Raw genomic sequence first — 23,745 nt, forward strand, 5'->3', positions numbered from 1 at the left:
TTACCAAACAACTCTACATAGATGCTATTAGGGGTGTTGATTATGAGCATAATTTGATAAATGTAAAATATTATTTATATTTAATCTAAATAAAAATAATTACATTTGTGACAGACTAATAATTTATTATGCAAGATATCAACCCCATTTATCACAATCAATTCGGTGTAGCCTTTCAATGGAAAAGAAATTCCTCAAAGGCTAAGAATAAAGTTCAAATTGTATTTCGCGATACCGGCTTATTGCTTTCAATGGAGGAGCTGGCTCGGTTCTCTCAAAATATAAAATGCAGCCTTAAAGATGGGCATCAAAACCTCTGTAGCGATTGCCAGCACAACGATTCTTGCCGCTCATTACTGTTAGACACTCCGGCCCCCCAGGTTACCTTGTCGATGAGTCAAAATGAACTTTATGCCGTTCAAGATTTGGTTGAAGGAACATTATTTCAATTGAATTTGGATAATTTTCTAGATGGAATTTTATAAAGTTCCGGTAATTGTGCCATTTCAACGTAAATAAATGAAAGTAAATCTAACAGTACTGGTGTTTCTCTTTTTGATTTCGGGGTGTTCCGCAAAAAGAAAGATCCCGACTGTGAAATCGTTGCTTCTAGAACAACTTAAAAACACACATACAGATCAAGATTGGTTCGTGCCCGTAAAAAAGGCTATTGCAGGTGTTACGCTTGAACAATCAAAGTGGAAAGAAGAGGCTAACAATCATTCTATTGGAGAATTGGTATCGCATTTAATATTTTGGAACGAAAGGGTTCTGACCGCTTTTAAAGAAGAGAACGTACCCGAATTTAATGATGACAATGACACAACTTTTGAAATATGCGAAGGAATCGGTTGGATAGCCGAAAAAGAAAAATTGGATAGCATTCAAAATGAATGGGAAGAGCTGGTAGAAAAAGCAACAGATGACCAATTGATGAAATGGCACATGTCTATTGCTAACATTTGCACCCACAACGCCTATCATACTGGGCAAATTATTTATATACGGAAGCAAAATGGGTGGTGGGAATAATGCTTTTTAACGGTTAAAAGGGCATATACTCCAATGGCATACAATTAATTGCTATCGTAATGTTTCAACTGTAATTTTTCACCGTCAAAAACTCCATAGGTATAATACGAAATCCAGTCGCCTAGGTTGACATAAGTAGAATTTGCATCGAGGTCTATTTCTAAAGGAAGGTGACGATGACCGAATACGAAGTAATCGTAATGTTGTTGTTCGAGTTTGCGTTTGGCGTATTGTACCAACCACTCTTTATCTTCACCCAAAAATTTCACGTCCTCATCTCCCGAGATCATTTTATTTTTTACCGAAAAGTATTGGGCCAACCGAACACCCCAATCGGGGTGTACCCATCGATAAAACCACTTTGCAACAGGGTTGGTAAACACCTTTTTCATGCGTTTATACCCTTTATCACCAGGGCCGAGACCATCGCCATGGCCAATAAAGAAAGAGGTTTTATTAAAAGTGAATTGTTGGGGTTCGTGAAAAACGGGAATGTTGAGCTCTTCTTCGAAGTAACCATTCATCCATAGATCGTGATTGCCTACAAAATAGTAGATGGGGATTCCGGCATCCGAAAGTTCGGCCAGTTTCCCAAAAGTTCGAGTAAATCCTTTTGGAATGACCGATTTGTACTCCATCCAAAAGTCAAATAGATCACCCAACAAAAAAATGGCACCCGCATCTTGCTTTATTTCATCCAACCAAGCTACAAACTTCTTTTCACGCGGCCGACTTTGTTCCATCGTCGGGGCTCCCAAGTGATTGTCGCTTGAAAAGTATACTTTCTTTCCTTCTTGAAGTGTAATGGTTTTCATTTAGCGGCAAAGATAGGCAAAGCCTCGTAGCCTCCAAAGAGGGAATGAAAACCAAGTTCCTTCTTTAGATACTAATTATCTTTGAAGTGAATTTGCCATTAGTTTTTTGAGTAGGTAAAAGTGACGTTGGTCTGTATCGTATTGCCGGTAATATCGATAATGTTAAGCGTACTGGTCGATGAAAACTCAGAAAATTCAGAATCAAATTGCAGCGCTAAATTTTGAACGGTACACGAACCGGTAAGACTCAATGTCTGCCCTGAAAGCTTCCAGCTTCCCGATATAACAACTTTATTGGAACAGCCTGACGCATTTTGTCCTTGACCAAAATTGTAGGCTCGGTCAGATTCGAAACTGTATGCGGCGTCTTTTTCACAGGCCCCATATTGCCCAAAGATGTCTTCGGAGGCATTATCTTCATTGTCATCGGTGATGTCTACCGCTTGGTCGGCAGTAATCGCGGTCAATGTCCAAGTTCCGGCGAACGCTTCCTCATCGGCGCTTAAAGCACCTGTAAAGTCTTCGACACAATCAGTGTCGCCATTATCGGAATTACATCCAAAAAGAGTTACGGCCATTAGTAAAGAAAATAGAATCGTCTGAAATTTTTTCATTTTTAGATTTATCTATATAATGCATAAAAGCCTGAAAGGTTGCGTCAAAAAGCAAATAAATTCTAGACTCACATTTAGAGGTAATGTAAATTCACACAAGACAAGAAATCATTTCAATATTTGGATGAATTTAATTGTCTTCAGCAAACCATTCGGCATATGCGGTTTCGGTTTCTCGAAGTCGTAGCGAATGTAGTTTTAGGCCTGCTGGTATTCTTGCCCTTATTTTTGCGGCGAAATCGATGACCATGTTTTCACTTGTGGGTTGGTAATCGGCCAAGATAACTTTATGCCCGCGATCGATTAACTCTTGGGCCAACTCCTTATGCGGTGTATTTTTATTGAATACGGTGGCGTGATCGAACGGATTTATGACTTCTTCCTTTACTATGGTCTTTAAATCTCCAAAATCGATGACCATGCCAAGCTTGACCGCTTCAGGGTCGGTTATGGGCTTTCCGATTACGGTTACCGACAATTTATAGCTATGGCCGTGAACGTTCTTGCATTTGCCATCATAACCGTATAAAGCATGACCCGTTTCAAAGGTGAATTGTTTCGTAATTCTTATTTTCGACATAGTGCAAAGATAGCGTTTTAAGCTAAAAAGAATGATTTCTATAATTGATTTAGACGTAAGCCTGAGGTAAACAAAATGCCTATCTGCCGCTTTTTATAATATATTGCAAAAAAAAATAACGTGGCGAGAAAACAGCTCAAATCGATTAAAGATAAAAATAAGGTAGGACTGAAGGATTCCTTTAAGGCATGGCAATCCATTCCCCGTTTTTTTGGAGAAATTTATCGTTCTGGCCGAACCTTATTCATTGTAAATCTATTCGCCCGTATTATTAAGGCTTTTGCCCCGGTAGCGTTGTTGTGGATTGGAAAGTTGATAATCGACGAGATTGTGCTGCAACTCGGTCAGTCTGAAAAAAGTTTTGATTTGCTCTGGCAATATGTTGCCATGGAATTGGCCGTCGCTATTACTTCTGATCTATTGGGCCGTTTGGTAAACTTGACCGATGGTCTATTGGGAGACCTGTACTCTAACGCATCCTCAGAAAAAATTATACGAAAGACGAATGAGCTGACGTTGGCGCAATTGGAAAACCCTGAATTCTATGATAAATTGGAGCGTGCACGTACCCAAACGAACAGTAGGGTGAACTTGATGAGTAATGCGCTGAGCCAAGCGGAAAGTGTTATTTCAATAGCCTCGCTGATTGCCGGCCTCATTTATTTCGAGCCCTACCTTATCATTTTGTTGGTTTTGAGTGTAATACCTGCCTTTATCAATGAAATAAAATTTAGTTCAGACCGATATTCATTGGCCCGTAGTTGGACCAGTGAACGTCGAGAACTCGATTACCTGCGCTACATCGGAGCGAATAGCCAAACGGCTAAAGAGATAAAGCTTTTCGGGTTGACCGATTTTATTGCAAAGCGGTTCAGAAGACTCTCAGATAGTTATTATAAGCTCAATAAAAAGCTGGCCATTCGTCAAAGTGTGTTTGGGGGAGTATTCAATCTTATCGGTATTGTTTCGTACTACGGCGCCTATGTACTCATTATTTATAGAACGATGAATGGGTTGATAACTTTGGGTGAGCTCACTTTTCTTTCGGGCTCTTTTAATCGGTTACAGAGCAATTTGCAGACCTTCTTTTCACGCTTTACAAGAATTTCGGAAAGCGCTCTTTATCTTCAAGACTATTTTGATTTTATCGACCTCGAAGTTGAAGATATTGCCGATAAAAGTGTACCCATTCCGAAAGTGATGATAAAAGGCCTAGAATTTCGGAACGTGTTTTTTTCGTACCCTGATAGTGAAATGGCAATATTGAAGGGAGTTTCTTTTACAATGGGTGCCGGGGAGAAAATGGCGTTTGTCGGTCAGAACGGTGCAGGAAAGACCACTTTAATAAAATTGATCTTACGGTTTTATGAACCTACACAAGGGGAGATTTTAATGGACGGAATCAATATTTCAAAATTTGACAAAGCCGAATATCGAAAACTGTTCGGGGTAATATTTCAAGATTTCTTTAGGTATGAGTTTACGTTGAGGGAGAACATTGCCGTTGGTAATATCGATGCTTTGCAGAACCATGAAAAAATTCAGGATGCGGCCTACAAGAGTCTGGCAAATCAAGTTATCGACGAAATGAAAAATGGGTTTGATCAGCAACTGGGTAGGCGTTTTAAGAATGGGCAGGAACTTAGTGGCGGACAGTGGCAAAAAGTCGCATTGGCGCGGGCTTATATGAAAGATGCGGCCATCATGATATTGGATGAACCTACTGCCGCTTTGGATGCCCGTGCCGAATATGAAGTTTTCGAACGTTTTATAGGCTTGACCAAAGGAAAGACAAGTATTATCATCTCGCACCGGTTTAGTACGGTGCGTATGGCCGACAGGGTATTGGTGCTCGAAGACGGAAAAGTATTGGAAATAGGTACGCACGATGAGCTCATGGCCCAGCCTAAACTTTATGCCGAACTTTTTAAATTGCAGGCGGCCGGCTACCAATAAAACGAACGATTAATTTGCGGGAAGCACGGGCTGTGTCCACGCAGTTTCGTACAATATATCTTCAATGGGGTTGTCTTGCAATTTCGAAGAGGTAATCTTGCATCTCATGAATAAAATGTCATCGGTCAAGTCGACACTGGCCTCGTTCCCAACGATTGATTTAAATATACTGGTTTCCGATTCTCCTTTTTTGCATCCTATAAAAACTATGGTATAGGTGACTCCCTGTTCTGCATCAACGGCTACTGACAGTTTATTATCTTGATAATTCACTTCTTTCAGCGTAACCCCCGTGCTGCCGTAAAATTGTCCGGCCTCCATAGATTCTATAAGTGCCTTGGCAGAAAGGGTGTCGGATTGTACCATTACCCAGCCCCTGCCGGCATTGCTCCATTTCTTCCCTTTTTTATGGTAGCTATGCGAATCATCGGTTGCGAGACCATACATCAAGGGCTTATTGCTGGCTAGGTAAGAGATATTGATAAGGTCCCACATATTTTCTGTAGAAATATGAGTTGAATCGCCCATGTTGTGTACAACCGGGTGGCCATTGTAAACCTCGAAAAAACGCTCGCCTTTTAATGAAATCATATCTTCAAGACTGATACTGTAGTAAAAGTTGGGGTGATTGATATGAGGCATGATAGGAACACCTGTTCGCTCGCGTTGATCGAGTACCTGATTTATGTTGTTTTGCATGACTTCTGCAACACTGGATCCACCTTGTGGTTCAATTTTTTCTTGAATGTTGGTTGCGTTCATATGGATATGCTTGCCCTCAAAACGATCGGTAATCTCCTCAGAAGGTATTACTAAAAATTTGCCCGGCTCTTCGGTAAGATCTCGATATTCTGCAAAGGTTTTGAGCTTAACCAGCGTCTTGCCCGAATCAATTTTATGGGTGACCCATTCCTCACCGTAGGTATTCAAATAGTTTTGAAAAGCAGTTTGATAAATGGAATCTTCAGAAATGGTTTTCCATTTTTCTTCCCTCGCCACGGTATTATGATCGGATAAGGCCATAAACTCGTATCCTCGTGTTTTGTACCAGTCTAAGATAACTTCAGGGAATTCATCACCATCGCTCCAGTATGAATGGGTATGAAGATTGCCTTTGTACCATTTGGTATTCTTTTGTGCGGTATCTTTTTTCTTCGGCTGGCAATTGATAATAACGGAAACAACAAGTAGAACGGGAATAATTTTTAAAAATCTCATGGATGTATGGCTGTAATTCTCAGCGAAAGTTAAGAAAAAAGTTTATAGCCACTGTTGCATTTTGATGAAATGGAAATGAAGTCTTACTTGTCAACAAAAAATATGGCAGATTGTAATTAGAATTTTACTCGTAGGGGATTGGTTATTTGCTAAGATAAAGTAAGTAGCTACCCCCAATAATCAAGAGTGGTGCGGCTATCATAGAAAGTATAACGCTCCATCGAAAAAGTCCCCAAAAGGAAACGGTTTTTACAGCTTCTTTCTCCTTAGGGTTATAGATTATTTTTATGGTATCGCCAATGGCATATGGCGCAGGACTGGAACTTATCGGGTTTTCAAATGTTTTTATGGTATGGGTCCTGTCAGTATATTCAAAAACGGGCCTATACGTAGTTCCGTCGTCGCTTTGAGAAGCCAACAAATCGATTACCTTGGCGGTAGTTCTTATTCCATAGTCTAAGAGACGCTGTGTTTTCTGGTATTGAACATATGCACTATAAGCAATAAAAGTCCCTAGAAGAAATAATTACCCGTAGAAAATTGCCCAACCCATATTTTTATTGCTAGACACGATTCATTATCGTTTGAACTTTCTTCTTATACGAATGCGGTTCACAAAATAAATAACAACTACAAAAAGTGCTAGAAGCGGCAATATTAGGTCGCCGTTCAAAAAATTCAGAAATTTCATTTTATTGATTTTGAGAATAGAACGTTCCCACGATATTTTTATTATTTCTTAAATTTTGAAAGCGCGTTTCTTGTAAACTCAGAAAGCACTAGTTTTCCGGTTATGGCGGCACGTTCGACAAGCAAGGTATCCCAATGATCGGTGCCCTCCCAGAGCACTTTTTTCCATTCTTCACTTGCTTCGGGATTATAGGAAGCTAATTTTTCCACAAAAAAATCAATTTCTTTGTCCATTTCCTTACTGTGGTCAAAAACTTTGGCGTACAGGCCTTTCTCCTGAGCCCAATAGGCATTTTTCCACTCGGTTGGAGCCAATGAAAGTTCCGCCAAACCACTTTTGCCCAGCTTTCGCTCTACGGCAGGGGCAATGACCAAGGGAGCTACGCCAATACTTAATTCAGAAAGTCGGATGGCGGCATCTACGGTAGCAAAAACATAATCACAGGCGGAGATGAGCCCGACCCCACCACCGACGGCCTTTCCCTGTACACGTCCAATAATGGGTTTTTTACAAAGGCGCATGGCATTTATGACGTTGGCAAAGCCACTGAAGAAAACTTTACCTTCTTCTAAAGTCGCTACGGCAGTCAATTCTTCAAAAGAGGCACCTGCACAAAAGGCACGATTACCTTCTGACTTTAATAAAATTACAGCAATTTCGGGGTTTTCCGAAAGTTTATGAAGCTCTTCGGACAACCTATTCAAAAGTTCGAGAACAAAAGAATTACTGGCCGGATGGCCGAATTCAACCGTAGCAATACGATTTTCAATGGCGGTATATAAACTTCCGCTTTCTCTTGAGGTTCCCATAGGTGTTGTTTTAAATCAAAATTAAACCTTTTGCAATAACGGACGAAACTTTCGGCGGAACTTCCAAACCAATGCCCCGCCCCGTATCATCATCCAAATGGTAAAGGCAATCCAAATACCGTATAGCCCCCAATGCATGAATTTGCCAAAGTATAATGCCGGAATAAAACCTAAGAAAGTGGCTGAAAGAAGTACATTGCGGAGGTATTTCATTTCCCCCAAACCTTTGAACAATCCATCAAAAACGAAGGCCAAGGTGTTTATGGGAAGCCCTAATATGATGATAAAAAAGATGGCATAAAAGGCTTCAAGTACAACTGATTCATTGGAGAACAGCTGGCCAATAGGCCGATAAAAAGCGAAGCCTAATAGCATTAATATGAGGCTTACCAGCATACCGTACTGCATGATTTTTTTTGCCAACTCCCAGAGTCCGTTATAGTCTTTTTCCCCAAGCAGTTTTCCTCCCATTATATTACCGGCAGCGCCGTATCCGTCGATAAAAAAGGCCGAGAACAACCAAATATTAATTGCGATGGTATGGGCGCCTATAATGCTGTCACCCAAGATGGTGGCCTCACGCACGGCCAAGACTAAAGCGGTGTTCAAGGCGATGGCACGAACGAAAAGATTTAAGCTCATCGCTATCAATCGAGGTAGTTCTTTGTTCAGGGGAAAACGAAGTTTTAGACTGATATCGGTTTTTATAATCAAAAGGGCAAAAGCTATAATTGCCATAACCCCCTGAGCTATAAGACTGGCCCAAGCTGCGCCTTCTAAATGCATTGCTGGGATTACCCCTTCCCATCCATATACGAAGATAAAATCGAGTACGATATTCAATAGGGCGCCGATAAGGGCAATAAACATAGGCCAATAGGTATTCTGAAGACCACGGAAAATACCAAATACCGCGAAAGTAAAAAGAGTCAGAGGAAAACCCCAAACACGTATGGCATAATATGAGACACAATAATCCAATATTTTACCCGAAGCTTCGAACAATTTAAAAATATCTTCTATCACAAAAACGGTGGATAGTAGCACCACGATACTGAGTCCGATATTGAAAAATATTGCCTGTGCGGGTAAATCTTTCACTTCTTGCAGTTTTCCGGCGCCCAAGTATTGCGAAATAATGGCGGAAATGGCACTTCGTGTCTGGCCCAAGACCCAAATCAACATAGATAAAAAGGATCCCACGATACCTGCGGCCGCCAATGATTCTAGTCCGTCTACCGGAATGTTGCCTACAATGGCCGTATCGGTTATCGATAGAATAGGTTCGGCAATACCGGCAACCGTAGCCGGAATGGCCAAATTGTTAATACTCTTAAAGGTGATTTTCGTTTTCAATGGGCGCGCAAGTTAGCGCATTCGATAGCCATAACAAAAGAAACACCTAGGGCTAGGTGTTCATTGTTTCCTTAGTTAATTCGATTTTGTGTCAATTTGTGATGTACGTTTTAGTAAAGTTAAGAATGTCAGTAATTTCCAATATCTTTGCACGTCGAATAATGTACATTTTTTATTCGTAAAGTTGGTATTTACTATAAAATAAGCGTCATGAAGAATATATTGGTACCTATAGGCACTTCGCCTGATGCACACGAAACGTTACAATACGCCATTAATTTTGCTACAGAGTTTTCCTCGAAGATATATGTGATGGAAGTTTTCAATGTATCTATTGGAGCGGGGAGAAGTTTAAAGAACGTAGAAGAGAAGGTTGCCGAAAGTAGTAAAGAACATGTAAAGGAGATAATCGATAAAATCGATTCGAAAGGAGTTGAGGTGAAAGTTGCCACATACAATGGTGATTTGATCGATGGATTAAAGGAAATTGATAAGGAACTGGGCATTGATCTGATTATCATAGCGCCTAGAAGTAATGATGTTACGGAAGAACTTTATTTAGGGCATACTTCGGGAAGAATTATCAAACGAACCGATATTCCGACTTTGATTGTTCCCCGAGGAACTGAATTTAAGCCGATGCGTAACATTTTAACCGCTTTTAAATCAGGCGTGTTAAAGAGAAAACGCATTCTTGACCCTTTAATACAAATCAAAGCGAAGTTTAATGCCAAGGTGAATTTATTAATGGTAAAAACGCCGGGTTATAGTGATGACGACCTTAAAGTAAATACTGCGTTAATGGATATAAGCTCTCAGCTGACATTGGCTGAAGCTCCTACAACCTATTTGGGCGTTTTAGAGCATTTTCAATCACAGCACCCAGATTTATTATGTGTATTTCGAAGAAAAAGGGGCTTTTTCAAGAATTTATGGGAAAAGAATACGATTCCGAAATCTGAATTCTCGTCTCGTATACCAGTTTTGGTGCTAAGTGTCAAGAAAGATTGATTTGTATTTTGATACTTTGCCAAAAAGTATTTCCTTTGAGGGCTGAAATTTGGGGGATTAGCTCAGCTGGCTAGAGCGCTTGCCTGGCAGGCAAGAGGTCACCGGTTCGACTCCGGTATTCTCCACAAAACCATCAACTGAAAAGTTGGTGGTTTTTTGTTTTACAGACTTTTAAAATTTCTTGGCGAGTTTGGTTTGAATAATCTAAAATCAAAGGACTATAAATTTCTTTTCCTTTTAGGGATACTTTTTAAGGCATGTCAATCTATCCGAAATTGATATTGTAGAACCACCATCCATTTTCGCACATCGGAGCGTATTCCATCGTTGGTTTCCATAAAAATAGGGCGATTTTCGGCATTAAGGGTAAATTTTGATAAATGCCCGTTCATATACCAATTTATACCAAGATCATAGTAGAACATTGCATTTTCAAATCGATCGAAATTCGAATATTGTGCGGCCGAATAAGGTTGTAACCGACCTTTATCTCTGTCTTTTCCCATGGGTTTAAAAAGAAAACCCAACTGCGCAAAAGTTGATGTTCCCGTACCCGAAATCGGAAATGTATTTCCACGACCATTAAAGGAACCTTCATCTGGGATGAACCCATTCGCAGGATTGTTCGCGCCTAATAATCGGATGTAATTGGGGCCAAAATCAAAATTAAAATACCCTAAATAGGCTGTTAGGGCAGTTTTTTTATCCTGACCCAACGGCAAATCCATAAAGACATCAAGGCCAATAAGCGACATATTATGATACCGTATCATACCTTGTTCTAAAGACCATAGCGCATTATTTTGTCTGGTAAAACCGAGACCTAGGCTGAGTACTTTTTTGGCACCTAAGTAAGTGCCGACCTGAGCAGGGGACAAATTGCTTTCCGGTTCCCAGAACTCATATTTTGCGTAGCCCGAATATTGAAGAGTAGGCCTAGTGTCGGTAAATCTTGCGATAGACTCAATAGGTTCGGAGTTGAACGAACTACTATTCTGAACGGATAATGGTTTGGCAAGAACAAGCCGATAATCAATCGGGCCAATTTTCCCTTTGGCATAGACACTAAGCCTTCGTATCAAGTCATCGGTACTATCGAGTGTGGGGCTTGCCACAAAATTAAGGTCGTAACCCATCAGTTTCGAAGTACTGGGGGAAGTAAACCGTGATAATCCGTTCCAAAAAGATTTACCGCCGCCAATTGCAATGAACGGCGAGAATTCGTATTGCACGTAAGCATCCAACAGGTCAATTGAAGTGCCACGCGGGGAGAGATAATTCAAGTTATTTACCCCCAATTGGAAAAACACGTACAAGTCGTCTGCAGGTCGAGCCCCTAGACCCAGTCTAAAACGACGTATGGAAATATCGGTAGTAACGGCTTCCGGCCGATCGTTTATGGTCGTACCCGGATTGTTTTCTGTTACCCTGCCCCAGAGTTGCACGAACGAACTGAATTGCAACCAATGTTCTTTTTCTTCATCAAGGTATATGCGTAGTTTAGAATTGCCCAGTTCGTTTTGGGCATATCCTTTTTCTATTGCCAAATGGAACAGTACGATGGAAGAAATTAAAAAATGCTGTACATATCGCTTCATTCCAATCGTATGATATATTGTAAAACTGCCATCCATTTTCGGTTGTCGAATTGCACACCTTCGGAGGTTTCTTGATAAACGGGCCGTGATTGCAAATTCAAAGAAAACTTTGAAAGATGTTCTTTTAAATACCAATTGACCCCGAAGTCAAATGTCGTCATTGGCTCTTTGAGAAGTTCGAAATCGGAATATTGTAGCGAAAAATAGGGCTGCAGTCGACCGTGTTTTTGGGTCTTGCCCAAATATGGAAATAAGTATCCTATTTGAGTGTACACAGAATTTCCTGTGCCGACCACGGGATAAGCATTACCAGGACCGTTGAACGAACCTTGAATCAAATCTACAGCTGATATTGGATTGTTCACCCCTGTGTTGCGAATGTAGTTCGGCCCGAAATCATAATTGAAATATCCGAGGTAGGCGGTCAATGTACTATTGCTTTGTTGATTTACGGGAAGGTCCAAGAACAAATCGGCGGCCCAAAGCATCATATCGTGAAATCGCGTTTCTCCATTTTGAAGGGAAGCGAGTGCGTCTTTTTGAAATTCAGTGCCGATACCTAGATTAAAAACTTTTTTCTTACCTAAATGCGTTCCGTCGGAAAATGGAATAGCATTGGTCTCTGCATCTAGAAATTCCCATTTAAAGTATCCTGAATATATATTTCCATTACTTTTGTCGGTAAACCTTGCTTTGTCATCAATCAACTCTGAATCAAAGTTGGGGCTGTTTCTTGGTGAAAAGGGTTTTGAAAATACCATGCGATAATCTAGCCCCGCTAGCTTTCCCTTTGTATAAATGCTCAATTTTCGAATAAGATCGTTGGTCTCGTCTGTGGTTGGCAAGGCGAGCAACAATATATCATAAGAAAGTAATTTTGATGTATTTGGGGCCGAATAACGTGAAAGTCCTGTCCAGGCGGTCTTACCTGCACCTATTGCCAATTTTTCAGAAAAGGAATATTCCGCATAAGCATCTAAAAGGTCCGTGGATGTTCCTCGGGAGGATAAATAATTCAGGTTGTTTATGCCCAACTGGGAATAGACAAATAACTTTTCGGTCAATTGTGCTTGAACACCTAGTCTAAAACGACGGATGGAAATATCAAAAGTGGTATTTTGGGGCTGATCGGAAATTAGGCTTCCAGGGTTGTTTTCCGTGTTGCGCATCCAGAATTGCGCATAAGTATGCAACGCCAACCAATGGGAGCCATTTTCATTTAAATCCCATTTTAGTGGTTTGTTACCCCATTGATTGGCTGCCGGGTCTTGCGCGCACAAAACTGATAGTTGTAACAAGAGCATCCAAAACAAAATGGAGTTGGTGACTTTGATAAATAATCTGTTGAATCTGGAGTTTCTCTTCATTTTTTAAAGCAATTATCGCTGATTTTAACCGCTATGGGTATCAGCGCCATAGATATAGGGGTTTTTATCTACCGTGCCTGATTTTTTCCCAATGTGGGAATTCATGGGGCCTTAAGTATAATTGTTCGAAGGGCCCGTTAACCTTGTTCATTGATCTTATGATTGTCTTTGTAGTGTCGATAGCGATATCGAATATTGCGTTCATATATTATTTATTTATAGCGATTTTCAAATTCTTTCATGTAATATCTTTCTGAGTTAAATTCCTCAGCCTTAAAGGCAGGTGGAAAGTTCTTAAATGATTTAACCTATTGGGAACAAAAACTTAACCTTACAATTAAAGTACTGATAATCAAATGTTTAAAATTATTATGGGGTATCTAATTTATTAGTTTTCAAAAGTAGTTTTACGTTTTTTGTCAAAATATGACAACTGTCATATTGATAAGTAGCTCTTGGTTATAATTTTGTCTTGTAAATCATTTAAAGATTATATAATGGATAAAATTTCCACGATTCTAGTTCCATTTAACTTTTCAAGAACTTCGAAAAAAGCATTAGAGTATGCCGTACAATTCATAGGGCAGAACAAGAGCATGAAAATTATTCTAGGCTATATCACTGATGACCATAATGTCGATATGTTACAAGAAGCCTTCAGCACCGTTATTGAGAAATATAAAATTAAAGTCGAAATAGAATGGCTCGCGACATCCGGCTCGTTGACAGATGCATTGGTGAAAATACAAAAGGAAGAAAAAATTGATTTGATCATTATGGGCACTTTCGGCACAATAGCCGATGACGGATCAGGGGTGACAAATACCTCCAAACTCGTTCTTCACGTAGACTGTCCCGTATTGGTAGTGCCATATGGTAGTGAAGATTTCAGAATTAAAAACATCGCATTGGTCTTAGGTAAAGAGGAAATCGAGAATCGGAAAACGTTGGGTATTCTATTGGATATTGGGCGTAAATTCAATGCCAAAGTACATGTTGTTACCATTGAAAACCAACCTGAATTATATGGCTATTCAAACATCGAAGTACGCAATGAAAATACGTTGGCCTATTATTTGGAGGACTTTTATTCGGACCACACATTTATCGAAAATCCCGATGTTTTGCTGGGAATCCTAAGTTATGCTTCGGAAAAGGCAATTGATATGATTGCGATTCTTCCCCGTAACCACAGTAAGAAAAGTGAGCCATCAAAAGGGAAGCTTACCCAGTTATTGACATTACATTCAAAAATACCCATACTGGCCATTGACTAACCCGAAATAATTTCAACCAAACTATGCTAGAAGTATCGATTATTCTAACTATTACTATTGTCCTGTTTATTTGGGGCAAGTTTCCACCCGATGTGGTCGCATTAATTTCGATGTTGGCGCTATATCTTTTTGGTATTTTAGATCTTACGGAAACCTTGAGTGGCTTTAGTAATCCTACTGTAATTATGATCGCTGCGCTTTTTATCATTGGAGAGGGGCTTTCACGAACAGGTTGGACAGCTTTGGCGGGGCAGAAATTTGTCGCTTGGGCGGGGAAAAGTATTCCTAAACTCTTGGTTATCGTTACCTTGGGATCCAGTGTTCTATCAGGATTCGTAAGCAATACCGGTACCGTTGCCGCATTACTGCCGGTTACTGTTTCTGCGGCTTGGAATGCTGGCACCTTACCCTCCAAACTATTAATGCCGGTCGCCTTCGGTTCGAATACCGGTGGATTGTTGACCTTGACAGGAACACCTCCTAATATTATTGTAAGCAATGCCTTGATCGAGAAGGGTATGGATGGTTTTTCATTTTTCGAATTTGGATTGATCGGTCTTCCGCTTCTGATTATTGCAATTTTATATTTCAGGTATATAGGGTATCGACTGCTACCGAGCCATAAAACCGATAACCGCACGATTAGCATCGATTCGGAAATGCATAAATGGATTGAGGATTATAGCATCGGTGACAATATGTACCGTTTGCGCATTCGCTCAATGTCAAAACTCATTAATACTCGGATTGAAGATTGGGATTTTGAAAAGAACTATAACGTATCTATCGTGCGTTTACGGCGCCGACACCCAAAAGTACTGAAGGGAACCCCGCCATACGTTGAATTCCCCAAACGCAATACCGAAATGCGCTATCACGATATCATCACCGTTAAGGGAACATCCCAAGATGTCGATAAGTTAGTATTGGAATTCAGTTTGGGCATAATTTCCTCAAAACCTGAAGAGAACAACCTAAAAAATGAACTGATCAACCAAGAAGTAGGTATGGTCGAAATGCTGATAACCCCAAAATCTTTTTTCGTAGGAAAGACCATAGCCATGGGGCAATATTTGGAAAAATCGGGCATTCAGCTATTGGGTGCATCACGAAACAATAGGCCATTGTCCCAAAAAGAAATTACCGTTCAGGCAGGTGATGCGTTTGTTATACGCGGTAGGTGGAGCAATATCGAATCTCTGCAAACAGTCTATGAAAACTTGGTTATTTCCGGTAGTCCGGAGGCGATGGCCAAAAATGTGGACGAGATTACAACGAAATCATATATTGCCCTAGGTACGCTGCTACTAATGATTCTTTTGTTGGTATTCGAAATATGGCCAGGAGCTATTGCTGCTTTGGTATGTGCGGGTATAATGATGTTATCGGGCTGCGTTCCAATATCAAAGGCATATAAAGGAATTAGTTGGACTAGTGTCGTGATGATTGCCGCTATGATTCCCATGGGGGTGGCACTGCAGAAAACAGGTACGGCGGCCATGGTTTCCAATGGTCTCGTTGACTATTTGGGAGAAATCCATCCAATTGCACTTCTTGGTGGAATTTTTTTACTGACCACAACCATCAGTCAGACCATTAATAATTCGGCAACTGCCGTACTTATGGCACCTATCGCTTATATGGCGGCGGTATCATTGGGAGTGTCTCCAAAACCCTTTTTAATCGCTGTTGCCGTTAGTGCCTCGACGGCCTTTTTGACTCCGATCGGTACGACTACCAATGCCATGGTCATGGTCGCGGGGGGCTATAAATTTATGGACTATATGAGAGTGGGTGCGCCCTTGTTGCTCCTATTTTTTATTGTTACACTAATACTGGTGCCGCTTATATGGCCTTTTTAAAAAATGAACCTTTAACTATAATTAATTATTAACCTTAAAACCAAAAAAATATGACTAGCAAATACAAAAGTTGGTACCATCCGTATAAGGCGGAAAAGGAATTCAATAAAAAAACGGCCTATTTTAGTATGGAGTTTGGTATTCATCAAGGCTTAAAGACTTATTCTGGAGGTTTAGGGTTTTTGGCCGGTTCGCATATGCGATCTGCCTATAATCTTAAACAGAACCTTATTGGGGTCGGTATGTTATGGAAATACGGATATTACGATCAAGGCAGAAATAGAGACCAAACGTTGCAAGTGAATTTTATAGAAAAGAATTATAATTTTTTAGAAGATTCCGGGTTGGAAGTTGAAGTAAAAATACATGACAACGAATCGGTCAAAGTCCGTGCCTATGTATTGAAGCCGGAAACATTTGACACGGCCCCCATTTACTTTTTGACTACTGACGTAGCCGGTAATGACTTTCTCTCAAGAACGATAACAGATCGTTTGTATGATTCCAATGAAGACACACGTATTTCCCAAAGTATTATTTTGGGTATTGGCGGCGCAAAAATAGTAGAAGCACTGGGTGGCGCCGATGTGTATCATTTGAACGAGGGCCATGCCTTGCCTGCTTTTTATTATTTGCAGAACAATGGTTCAAAGGCCCAAAAAGCGTTTACGACCCATACACCGGAAAAAGGCGGCAATGAAGAAAGAAACGGTCATCATTTGAATCGATTTGGATTTTTTGGAAAAACACTTTCATTTGAAGAGCTTCAAAAAGAGATGGTAAATGGCGATGGTATCAATTATACGGTATCTGCACTTCGAATGGCAAAGAAGGCAAATGCAGTTTCAAAACTCCATGCCAAAGTTTCGGCTGAAATGTGGAAAGGTTTCGAAAATACCACAGAAATACTACCGATAACCAATAGCCAAGATCAAAATTTTTGGCAGGATAAAGAAATCCGTAAAGCATGGCAAAATAAAGATAGTAAAGCGATGGTCGAAAGAAAAATAGCGCTAAAAAAATCGCTTTTTTCCGAAGTATTACATCAAACGGGTAAGATTTTCAATCCAGATGTCGTAACCATCGTTTGGGCCAGACGTTTTGCAGGATACAAAAGAGCAGATTTATTATTGTATGATATTGCTCGTTTTGAAAGTTTGGTTACCAACACAAAATATCCTGTACAAATCATTTGGGCCGGTAAACCGTACCCTATGGATTTTTACGGTATCGAAGTATTCAACCGTTTGGTAAAACATACCAAAAACCATCCTAATCTTGCGGTACTGACGGGATATGAAATTGAACTTTCAAAAAAACTCAAGACGGGGTCTGATATTTGGTTGAACGTTCCGAGAATAACACATGAGGCCTCGGGTACAAGTGGTATGACGGCAGCTATGAACGGATCTATCAATCTATCCACAAACGACGGATGGATGCCCGAATTCGGAAAAAATGATAAAAACTGTTTTCTGCTCCCAGAAATGGATAGTAGCCTCCCCGAAGCAGAGCAAGATGAAATGGATTGTAAAAATTTATATGAAATATTAGAGCAAAAAGTGCTGCCTACTTTTTACGACCATCCCGATGCTTGGAACAAAATTGTGTTTAATGCTATTGACGGCGTCATACCTGAATTTACAAGTGAAAGAATGGCAAAGCAGTATTATCAGGAACTGTATTAATAGGTCTAGAAAGCTAACTAAACTGTTATCAGTTTCAATTTACACGCCTTTTAATACGTTCGTAAAGTAACTTTTGAAGGGCACTTTTACAGAAAAAGAAGATTCAAGAGATGTTCTTGGGGTAGTAAGAACATCTCTGGTTTCTTGCCCTGATATATTGAAAAAGAGTATTTGAAGGTAATTACCTCAATTTGAACTCTATTTTTCCATAAATCCTGGCGGCTTCTAGATTATACTAAATTGGCTCTTTGATTTCTAAACTTCTGTTAAACAAACCGCTGTAAGTTCGAATTTTTGTAATTTTGCAAGCAGTGAAAGAAGTCTTACGTAAAATATCGTCTATTTCAATGGCATTTATTGTGCTATTCTCCACTTCGTCGTTTTCGGTGGATATGCATTATTGTGGCGACCATTTGGTAGATTTTAGTTTTTTTGAAACCTTGGATACTTGCATAATGGAGGCTGAAATGTCTAAATCTTCCAACGAATGTGCGGAGGTGGAAATGGATATGGACTGCTGTTCAGATGTCGTGGTTACTATTGAGGGGCAAGATGATTTAAAAATTTCATTTGACAAGCTCAGTTTTGATCAGCAGCTATTCGTTGCTTCTTTTGTTTACAGTTATATTAACCTTTTTGAAGGGCTCGATGCGAACGTCGTCCCCTTTAAAGATTATTCACCTCCTCCACTGATACGGGATGTTCAAGTCCTAAATCAGACTTTTATCATTTGATTTTTAAACTTTTAAAATGAGGCCCAACAGCCATCGCTGTTCTTGGGCTAAAATTGTTGTGCGATTTTGTCCAACATGATTTTTAACGGTTTAATAATCTTTTTATATGCTGAACAAAGGCATTAAATTTCTAATCGATAATAAATTGGTCGCATTGTTAATGCTCCTCCTATTCGTGGGGTGGGGTACGGTCAATGCACCTTTTAAATGGGATACGGGTTTTCTTCCGAGCAATCCCGTAGCTGTCGATGCGATTCCAGATATTGGTGAGAACCAACAAATTGTTTTTACAAAATGGCCCGGGCGGTCTCCGCAAGATATTGAAGACCAGATTTCCTATCCATTGACCACTTCGTTGTTGGGTATACCGGGGGTACGGACGATACGGAGCTCTTCCATGTTCGGTTTCTCAAGCATCTACATCATTTTTGATGAGGATGTCGAATTCTATTGGAGTCGCAGTCGCATTATTGAAAAGTTAAATTCCCTTCCAAGTAATCTCCTTCCTGAGGGAGTAAATCCAGCTTTGGGTCCTGACGCAACGGGTTTGGGCCAAATTTTCTGGTATACCCTTGAAGGGCGTGATGGAGACGGAAATGTTACCGGCGGCTGGGATTTGCAAGGGTTACGTAGCATTCAAGATTACTACGTGAAATATGGATTATCTGCTGCGAGTGGCGTTTCTGAAATAGCCTCCATTGGTGGGTATGTTCAAGAATATCAAATTGATGTAGACCCCGAGCTGATGAAGCAGTACAGAATTAGTCTACAGCAAGTGGTCAATGCAGTAAAACAGAGCAACCGTGATATTGGCGCCCAAACGCTGGAAATCAACAAGGCGGAATATCTAGTAAGGGGCTTGGGCTATATAAAATCTTTGGAGGATATTAAAAATGCCGTAGTCGCTGTTGAAGATTATGCCTCTATCCGCGTGAAAGATATTGCCAATGTATCACTTGGGCCAGCGGTTCGAAGAGGTATTCTCGATAAGGAAGGGGCAGAGGTCGTTGGGGGAGTAGTGGTCGCTAGATACGGAGCGAATCCTCTAGAGGTTATTAATAACGTTAAGAATAAAATAAAGGAAGTCAGTTCAGGACTTCCCTCCAAGGTATTGGATGATGGGCGTACCTCCCAACTGACCATTGTACCATTCTATGACCGTAGCGAATTAATTCAAGAAACCTTAGGAACGCTCAACGAAGCGCTGACCTTGGAAATATTGATTACCATTTTGGTTATTGTTATCATGGTGTTCAACCTTCGAGCTTCCGTTCTTATTTCCGGATTGTTGCCCGTCGCCGTACTCATGGTTTTTGTCGCCATGAAGTTTTTTGGGGTAGATGCCAACATCGTGGCACTTTCAGGAATAGCTATTGCCATTGGAACTATGGTTGATGTGGGTGTCATTCTTTCGGAGAATATCATTCGGCATCTCGACGAAAACAACGAAAAACTACCCGTAAATACTGTCGTGTATAACGCTTCGGCAGAGGTTTCTGGTGCTATTGTGACGGCAGTAATGACTACGATCATCAGTTTTATCCCCGTTTTTACGATGATAGGAGCCGAGGGGAAATTGTTTCGTCCTTTGGCATTTACCAAAACTTTTGCGTTAACCGCATCGATAATTGTGGCCTTATTTCTTATACCCCCATTTGCCGCCTTTTTGTTTAGAAAGAAAAGCGACAGAAGCGTTGTGGGGTATTTCATTAGCGGAGTACTTATAGTTACAGGGCTTGTTGCGGTTGTTTATGGTTATTGGCTAGGGTTGGTCTTGGTGGCTTTTGGAACAATCAAACCGTTGAAAAATTCTGAATTGATATCACGCTTGTTTAATGGGTTTTCCCTTTCCGAAAAACAGGCAAACCTCTTGAATGTCATTATTTCTGCTGCTGCAATTGTATTTCTTTTGGCGAATTATTGGCGACCATTAGGTTTTGACCGAAGCATATTCATGAATCTCATTTTTGTAGCCTTGATATGCTTTGCGCTATTGGTGGTATTTATACTTTTTAGAAAGTATTATACACAAATATTACGATGGGCCTTGCGTAATAAGTTGTTGTTTCTCTCTATTCCAACGGTTATAGTTGCCTTTGGCGTGCTGATTATGCAGCATACAGGTAAAGAGTTTATGCCCTCTTTGAACGAAGGTTCCTTTCTATTGATGCCCACTTCGCTTCCCCATTCGGGGGTTGAGGAAAATAAGCGGGTTTTGCAACAGCTAGATATGGCCGTGGCGAGTATTCCCGAAATCGAAACGGTCGTCGGCAAGGCGGGAAGAACTGAATCTGCCCTTGATCCGGCACCTTTGTCCATGTACGAAAATATCATTCAGTACAAAACCGAGTATATGCGAAATGAAGGGGGTGAACGCCAGCGTTATCGAGTGGATGACGATGGGTTGTTTATGCTGAAGGATGGAAACCTCTTTTTGAACCCAAATTCTAGTGTCGATGAAGGTGAAGTTGAGAGTAACCGAGGAGACATTTCAACGGAACTTCAGGTGACCCGGGATAATCTGATTCCTGATGAAAGCGGTGAATACTTCCGCAATTGGCGGCCCGAAATTCAATCGCCCGATGATATTTGGAACGAAATTGTTAAGGTAACCCGGCTACCTGGAGTAACATCGGCCCCCAAACTACAGCCAATCGAAACACGATTGGTTATGTTACAAACGGGAATGCGGGCCCCAATGGGTATTAAGGTGAAGGGACAAGATTTAAGGCAAATCGAAGCCTTTGGGATACAGCTGGAAAATATTCTTAAAGAGGCCGAAGGCGTCAAAGAGGAGGCCGTATTTGCCGACCGAATTGTGGGCAAGCCTTATCTCTTAATCGATATCGATAGAGAAGCCTTGGCAAGGTACGGCCTGCTAATAGATGATGTGCAACGCGTTCTAGAAGTTGCGGTAGGTGGTATGACTTTGACCCAGACCGTTGAGGGAAGGGAACGTTATGGGGTTCGTGTGAGATACCCTAGAGAACTTCGCGAAAATCCGACGGACATTAAAAAAATCCATGTGCCCGTAGCAAGTGGTAGTCCTATTCCATTGAGCGAATTGGTTAGCATACGCTATGAGAAAGGACCGCAGGTCATCAAAAGCGAAGACACCTTTTTAGTGGGCTATGTGCTTTTTGATAAGCTTGATGGTTATGCGGAGGTGAACGTTGTGGAAAACGCCCAGGCAGTTATCCAACAAAGAATCGACAACGGGCAACTCGTCGTGCCGAAGGGTATCAGTTATCAATTCACAGGAACCTATGAGAATCAGCTAAGGGCGGAAAAAACGCTTTCAGTGGTCGTACCCTTGGCTCTGGGCATTATTTTTCTAATCCTGTATTTTCAATTCCGCTCAGTGAGCACTTCCTTAATGGTATTTACAGGAATTGCCGTAGCCTTTGCAGGAGGATTTTTGATGATATGGGGCTATGGCCAAAGTTGGTTTTTAAATTTCAATTTCTTCGGGGAAAATCTGCGGGATCTATTCCAGATGCATCCCATTAACCTGAGCGTAGCCGTATGGGTCGGTTTTATTGCCCTTTTCGGTATTGCCACCGATGATGGGGTGGTCATGGCCACATATTTAACGCAGACTTTTGAACGAAACAAGCCGAAAAGTCTGGAAACTATTCGGGCGTCGGTCGTAGAGGCTGGTGAAAAACGAATACGACCCTGTTTAATGACTACAGCCACTACCCTATTGGCACTATTACCTGTGTTGACTTCCACGGGCCGGGGAAGTGATATTATGATTCCGATGGCCATTCCATCGTTTGGTGGAATGCTGATTGCACTGATAACACTGTTAGTGGTTCCTGTGCTATACAGTTGGAAAAGTGAGTGGCAACTTAAAAGAGATAATCGATGAAAAAAGTACTAGTCACAGTTATAGGTTTGTTAGGCGTCAGCTTGGCACAAGGGCAGACCTTGCAATCGTATATTGACGTAGCGGAGACAAACAACCCGGAGGTGCAGGCTTTTGAAATAAGATACAATATCTCGAAAGAAAAAGTAGCTGAGGCCAACAGTTTGTCTGATTCAGAGATGAGTGCCGGGTTTTTTGTCAGTGAACCAGAAACACGAACCGGGGCACAAAAAGCAAAATTTTCTATAAAACAGATGCTGCCATGGTTCGGCACCATAACCGCTAGGGAGAATTATGCCAGTTCTTTGGCTGAAGTCGATTACTTAGACATTGCCATCACAAAAAGAAAACTAAGGTTGTCGGTGTCGCAATCATATTATAAATACTATGCTATTAAGAGAAAGACCGAGGTTCTAGAGGAAAACAGCAAACTTCTAAAGACGTATGAGCAATTGGCGCTGACCGCTGTGGAGGTGGGCAATGCCTCCGCCGTAGACGTACTTCGCTTGCAAATTCGTCAAAATGAATTGAAGGAGCAAAAGGAAGTATTGCAACAAGTGCTGCTATCGGAAAGAAGTGTTTTTAATAATCTGTTGAACCGTGATGAGTCGTTGGATGTTGAGGTAGTCGATAGTCTTTTTATCGATAATGACTATGTACAGACCGTAACGGAAATTGGAGTACATCCTGAATTGGAAAAATACGATAGGTTATATCAATCTATTGAACAGTCCGAGGTTCTGAACCAAAAGGAGGCTGATCCAAATTTAGGTTTTGGGCTAGATTATATTGCGGTTGCAGAAAGGCCAGAAATGACTTTTACCGATAATGGAAAGGATATTTTCATGCCTATGGTTTCGCTTTCCATTCCCATTTTCAACAATAAATATAAATCACGTTCAATTCAGAACGAACTGCGACAAGCAGAAATCAATGCGCAAAAAGCCAATCGCCGCAATCTACTGGAATCGATTTTGAATAGGGCAATCAACAATCGTGATGCTTCTCGCATCAAATACAAAATCCAGCTCGAAAATTTGAAACATGCCAGAGATGCAGAAGAAATACTTATCAAGAATTACGAAACAGGCACCATTGACTTTAACGATGTGCTCGACATTCAAGAATTGCAATTAAAGTTTCAAATAAATCAAATAGATGCGGTTAAAAATTACTATTCGCAAATGGCGACCATCAATTATCTGGTTGATGAACAGCCAAAATGATTAATGTATTGAAAATCAAAACATAATTTAAATTTTTATA

19 protein-coding genes and 1 tRNA gene are annotated in these 23,745 nt (G+C 40.7%); 11 read left to right on the plus strand and 9 right to left on the minus strand.

The genetic code is table 11. From position 1 onward, the window contains the following. The first annotated feature begins 128 nt into the window (after positions 1-128). Together BLS33_RS05765 and BLS33_RS05770 are read left to right on the plus strand one after the other, a co-directional pair. Complete coding sequence (locus BLS33_RS05765) at positions 129-485, plus strand: hypothetical protein (RefSeq protein WP_089886470.1); 357 nt, start codon at positions 129-131, stop codon at positions 483-485. A gap of 34 nt (positions 486-519) precedes the next feature. After that, positions 520-1,032, plus strand: coding sequence for a DinB family protein (locus BLS33_RS05770; protein ID WP_089886472.1), 513 nt, complete (start codon positions 520-522; stop codon positions 1,030-1,032). A 44-nt stretch (positions 1,033-1,076) separates the two neighbouring features. Here BLS33_RS05770 and BLS33_RS05775 read toward each other — a convergent pair whose 3' ends face one another. The 3 genes from BLS33_RS05775 to BLS33_RS05785 all read right to left on the minus strand — a co-directional run bounded on the left by BLS33_RS05775 (position 1,077) and on the right by BLS33_RS05785 (position 3,041). Next, the gene (locus BLS33_RS05775) at positions 1,077-1,847 is read right to left on the minus strand and encodes a UDP-2,3-diacylglucosamine diphosphatase (protein ID WP_394330895.1); all 771 of its coding nucleotides are present in this window, start codon (positions 1,845-1,847) and stop codon (positions 1,077-1,079) included. Between the two features lie 98 nt (positions 1,848-1,945). Then, positions 1,946-2,461, minus strand: coding sequence for a DUF5004 domain-containing protein (locus BLS33_RS05780; RefSeq protein WP_089886473.1), 516 nt, complete (start codon positions 2,459-2,461; stop codon positions 1,946-1,948). A 130-nt stretch (positions 2,462-2,591) separates the two neighbouring features. Continuing rightward, positions 2,592-3,041 (minus strand): 6-pyruvoyl trahydropterin synthase family protein, encoded by a 450-nt coding sequence (locus BLS33_RS05785; protein WP_089886475.1) that lies wholly within the window; start codon positions 3,039-3,041, stop codon positions 2,592-2,594. 120 nt (positions 3,042-3,161) lie between these two features. Between BLS33_RS05785 and BLS33_RS05790 the strand changes: the two genes are divergently transcribed. After that, complete coding sequence (locus tag BLS33_RS05790) at positions 3,162-4,997, plus strand: ABC transporter ATP-binding protein (RefSeq protein WP_089886477.1); 1,836 nt, start codon at positions 3,162-3,164, stop codon at positions 4,995-4,997. 9 nt (positions 4,998-5,006) lie between these two features. On the opposite strand, the gene BLS33_RS05795 is transcribed toward BLS33_RS05790, so the two are convergent. The 4 genes from BLS33_RS05795 to BLS33_RS05810 form a co-directional block, all read right to left on the minus strand. After that, positions 5,007-6,215: a PHP domain-containing protein gene (locus tag BLS33_RS05795; RefSeq protein WP_089886479.1), complete on the minus strand. Its 1,209-nt coding sequence runs from the start codon at positions 6,213-6,215 to the stop codon at positions 5,007-5,009. 142 nt (positions 6,216-6,357) lie between these two features. Next, positions 6,358-6,720, minus strand: coding sequence for a DUF3592 domain-containing protein (locus BLS33_RS05800; RefSeq protein ID WP_089886481.1), 363 nt, complete (start codon positions 6,718-6,720; stop codon positions 6,358-6,360). A gap of 227 nt (positions 6,721-6,947) precedes the next feature. Then, on the minus strand, positions 6,948-7,715 hold the full coding sequence (locus tag BLS33_RS05805) for an enoyl-CoA hydratase/isomerase family protein (protein WP_089886483.1): 768 nt from the start codon (positions 7,713-7,715) through the stop codon (positions 6,948-6,950). A gap of 21 nt (positions 7,716-7,736) precedes the next feature. Further along, a complete protein-coding gene (locus BLS33_RS05810; RefSeq protein WP_089886486.1) occupies positions 7,737-9,071 on the minus strand; it encodes an MATE family efflux transporter in 1,335 nt (444 codons plus the stop codon). A gap of 210 nt (positions 9,072-9,281) precedes the next feature. Here BLS33_RS05810 and BLS33_RS05815 point away from each other — a divergent pair, with 210 nt between their 5' ends. Beyond that, complete coding sequence (locus BLS33_RS05815; RefSeq protein WP_089886487.1) at positions 9,282-10,082, plus strand: universal stress protein; 801 nt, start codon at positions 9,282-9,284, stop codon at positions 10,080-10,082. A 51-nt stretch (positions 10,083-10,133) separates the two neighbouring features. Then, a tRNA-Ala gene (locus BLS33_RS05820) sits at positions 10,134-10,207 on the plus strand. Positions 10,208-10,342: 135 nt separating this feature from the next. Here BLS33_RS05820 and BLS33_RS05825 read toward each other — a convergent pair. Both BLS33_RS05825 and BLS33_RS05830 read right to left on the minus strand, forming a co-directional pair. After that, positions 10,343-11,680, minus strand: a complete 1,338-nt coding sequence (locus BLS33_RS05825; RefSeq protein ID WP_089886489.1) for a hypothetical protein — start codon at positions 11,678-11,680, stop codon at positions 10,343-10,345. Further along, the gene (locus BLS33_RS05830; RefSeq protein ID WP_143017579.1) at positions 11,677-13,047 is read right to left on the minus strand and encodes a porin; all 1,371 of its coding nucleotides are present in this window, start codon (positions 13,045-13,047) and stop codon (positions 11,677-11,679) included. The genes BLS33_RS05825 and BLS33_RS05830 overlap by 4 nt, the downstream gene beginning before the upstream one ends. Before the next feature lie 497 nt (positions 13,048-13,544). On the opposite strand from BLS33_RS05830, the gene BLS33_RS05835 reads away from it, so the two are divergent. From BLS33_RS05835 to BLS33_RS05860, 6 genes are all read left to right on the plus strand, one after another. Then, on the plus strand, positions 13,545-14,324 hold the full coding sequence (locus BLS33_RS05835; protein ID WP_089886493.1) for a universal stress protein: 780 nt from the start codon (positions 13,545-13,547) through the stop codon (positions 14,322-14,324). A gap of 23 nt (positions 14,325-14,347) precedes the next feature. Next, positions 14,348-16,186 (plus strand): SLC13 family permease, encoded by a 1,839-nt coding sequence (locus BLS33_RS05840; protein WP_089886496.1) that lies wholly within the window; start codon positions 14,348-14,350, stop codon positions 16,184-16,186. A 50-nt stretch (positions 16,187-16,236) separates the two neighbouring features. Continuing rightward, positions 16,237-17,874: an alpha-glucan family phosphorylase gene (gene glgP / locus BLS33_RS05845; RefSeq protein WP_089886497.1), complete on the plus strand. Its 1,638-nt coding sequence runs from the start codon at positions 16,237-16,239 to the stop codon at positions 17,872-17,874. Positions 17,875-18,185: 311 nt separating this feature from the next. Continuing rightward, complete coding sequence (locus BLS33_RS05850) at positions 18,186-18,608, plus strand: HYC_CC_PP family protein (protein WP_089887091.1); 423 nt, start codon at positions 18,186-18,188, stop codon at positions 18,606-18,608. A 106-nt stretch (positions 18,609-18,714) separates the two neighbouring features. Beyond that, a complete protein-coding gene (locus BLS33_RS05855; protein ID WP_089886499.1) occupies positions 18,715-22,482 on the plus strand; it encodes an efflux RND transporter permease subunit in 3,768 nt (1,255 codons plus the stop codon). Further along, positions 22,479-23,705 (plus strand): TolC family protein, encoded by a 1,227-nt coding sequence (locus BLS33_RS05860; protein ID WP_089886501.1) that lies wholly within the window; start codon positions 22,479-22,481, stop codon positions 23,703-23,705. Before BLS33_RS05855 ends, BLS33_RS05860 begins: the two co-directional genes overlap by 4 nt. The last annotated feature ends 40 nt before the right edge of the window (positions 23,706-23,745 follow it).

Origin of the sequence: Kriegella aquimaris, assembly GCF_900103215.1 — a bacterium.
In the GTDB taxonomy this organism is placed as follows: Bacteria; Bacteroidota; Bacteroidia; order Flavobacteriales; family Flavobacteriaceae; genus Kriegella; species Kriegella aquimaris.

What these genes read in the sequence shown, in the direction of transcription:
- BLS33_RS05860 (WP_089886501.1), top strand. Translation starts at nt 22,479, where the DNA reads ATGAAAAAAGTACTAGTCACAGTTATAGGTTTGTTAGGCGTCAGCTTG.
- BLS33_RS05855 (WP_089886499.1), top strand. Translation starts at nt 18,715, where the DNA reads ATGCTGAACAAAGGCATTAAATTTCTAATCGATAATAAATTGGTCGCA.
- BLS33_RS05805 (WP_089886483.1), bottom strand. Translation starts at nt 7,715, where the DNA reads ATGGGAACCTCAAGAGAAAGCGGAAGTTTATATACCGCCATTGAAAAT.
- BLS33_RS05795 (WP_089886479.1), bottom strand. Translation starts at nt 6,215, where the DNA reads ATGAGATTTTTAAAAATTATTCCCGTTCTACTTGTTGTTTCCGTTATT.
- BLS33_RS05815 (WP_089886487.1), top strand. Translation starts at nt 9,282, where the DNA reads ATGAAGAATATATTGGTACCTATAGGCACTTCGCCTGATGCACACGAA.
- BLS33_RS05770 (WP_089886472.1), top strand. Translation starts at nt 520, where the DNA reads ATGAAAGTAAATCTAACAGTACTGGTGTTTCTCTTTTTGATTTCGGGG.
- BLS33_RS05840 (WP_089886496.1), top strand. Translation starts at nt 14,348, where the DNA reads ATGCTAGAAGTATCGATTATTCTAACTATTACTATTGTCCTGTTTATT.
- BLS33_RS05830 (WP_143017579.1), bottom strand. Translation starts at nt 13,047, where the DNA reads ATGAAGAGAAACTCCAGATTCAACAGATTATTTATCAAAGTCACCAAC.
- BLS33_RS05775 (WP_394330895.1), bottom strand. Translation starts at nt 1,847, where the DNA reads ATGAAAACCATTACACTTCAAGAAGGAAAGAAAGTATACTTTTCAAGC.
- BLS33_RS05780 (WP_089886473.1), bottom strand. Translation starts at nt 2,461, where the DNA reads ATGAAAAAATTTCAGACGATTCTATTTTCTTTACTAATGGCCGTAACT.
- BLS33_RS05825 (WP_089886489.1), bottom strand. Translation starts at nt 11,680, where the DNA reads ATGAAGCGATATGTACAGCATTTTTTAATTTCTTCCATCGTACTGTTC.
- BLS33_RS05765 (WP_089886470.1), top strand. Translation starts at nt 129, where the DNA reads ATGCAAGATATCAACCCCATTTATCACAATCAATTCGGTGTAGCCTTT.
- BLS33_RS05835 (WP_089886493.1), top strand. Translation starts at nt 13,545, where the DNA reads ATGGATAAAATTTCCACGATTCTAGTTCCATTTAACTTTTCAAGAACT.
- BLS33_RS05785 (WP_089886475.1), bottom strand. Translation starts at nt 3,041, where the DNA reads ATGTCGAAAATAAGAATTACGAAACAATTCACCTTTGAAACGGGTCAT.
- glgP (WP_089886497.1), top strand. Translation starts at nt 16,237, where the DNA reads ATGACTAGCAAATACAAAAGTTGGTACCATCCGTATAAGGCGGAAAAG.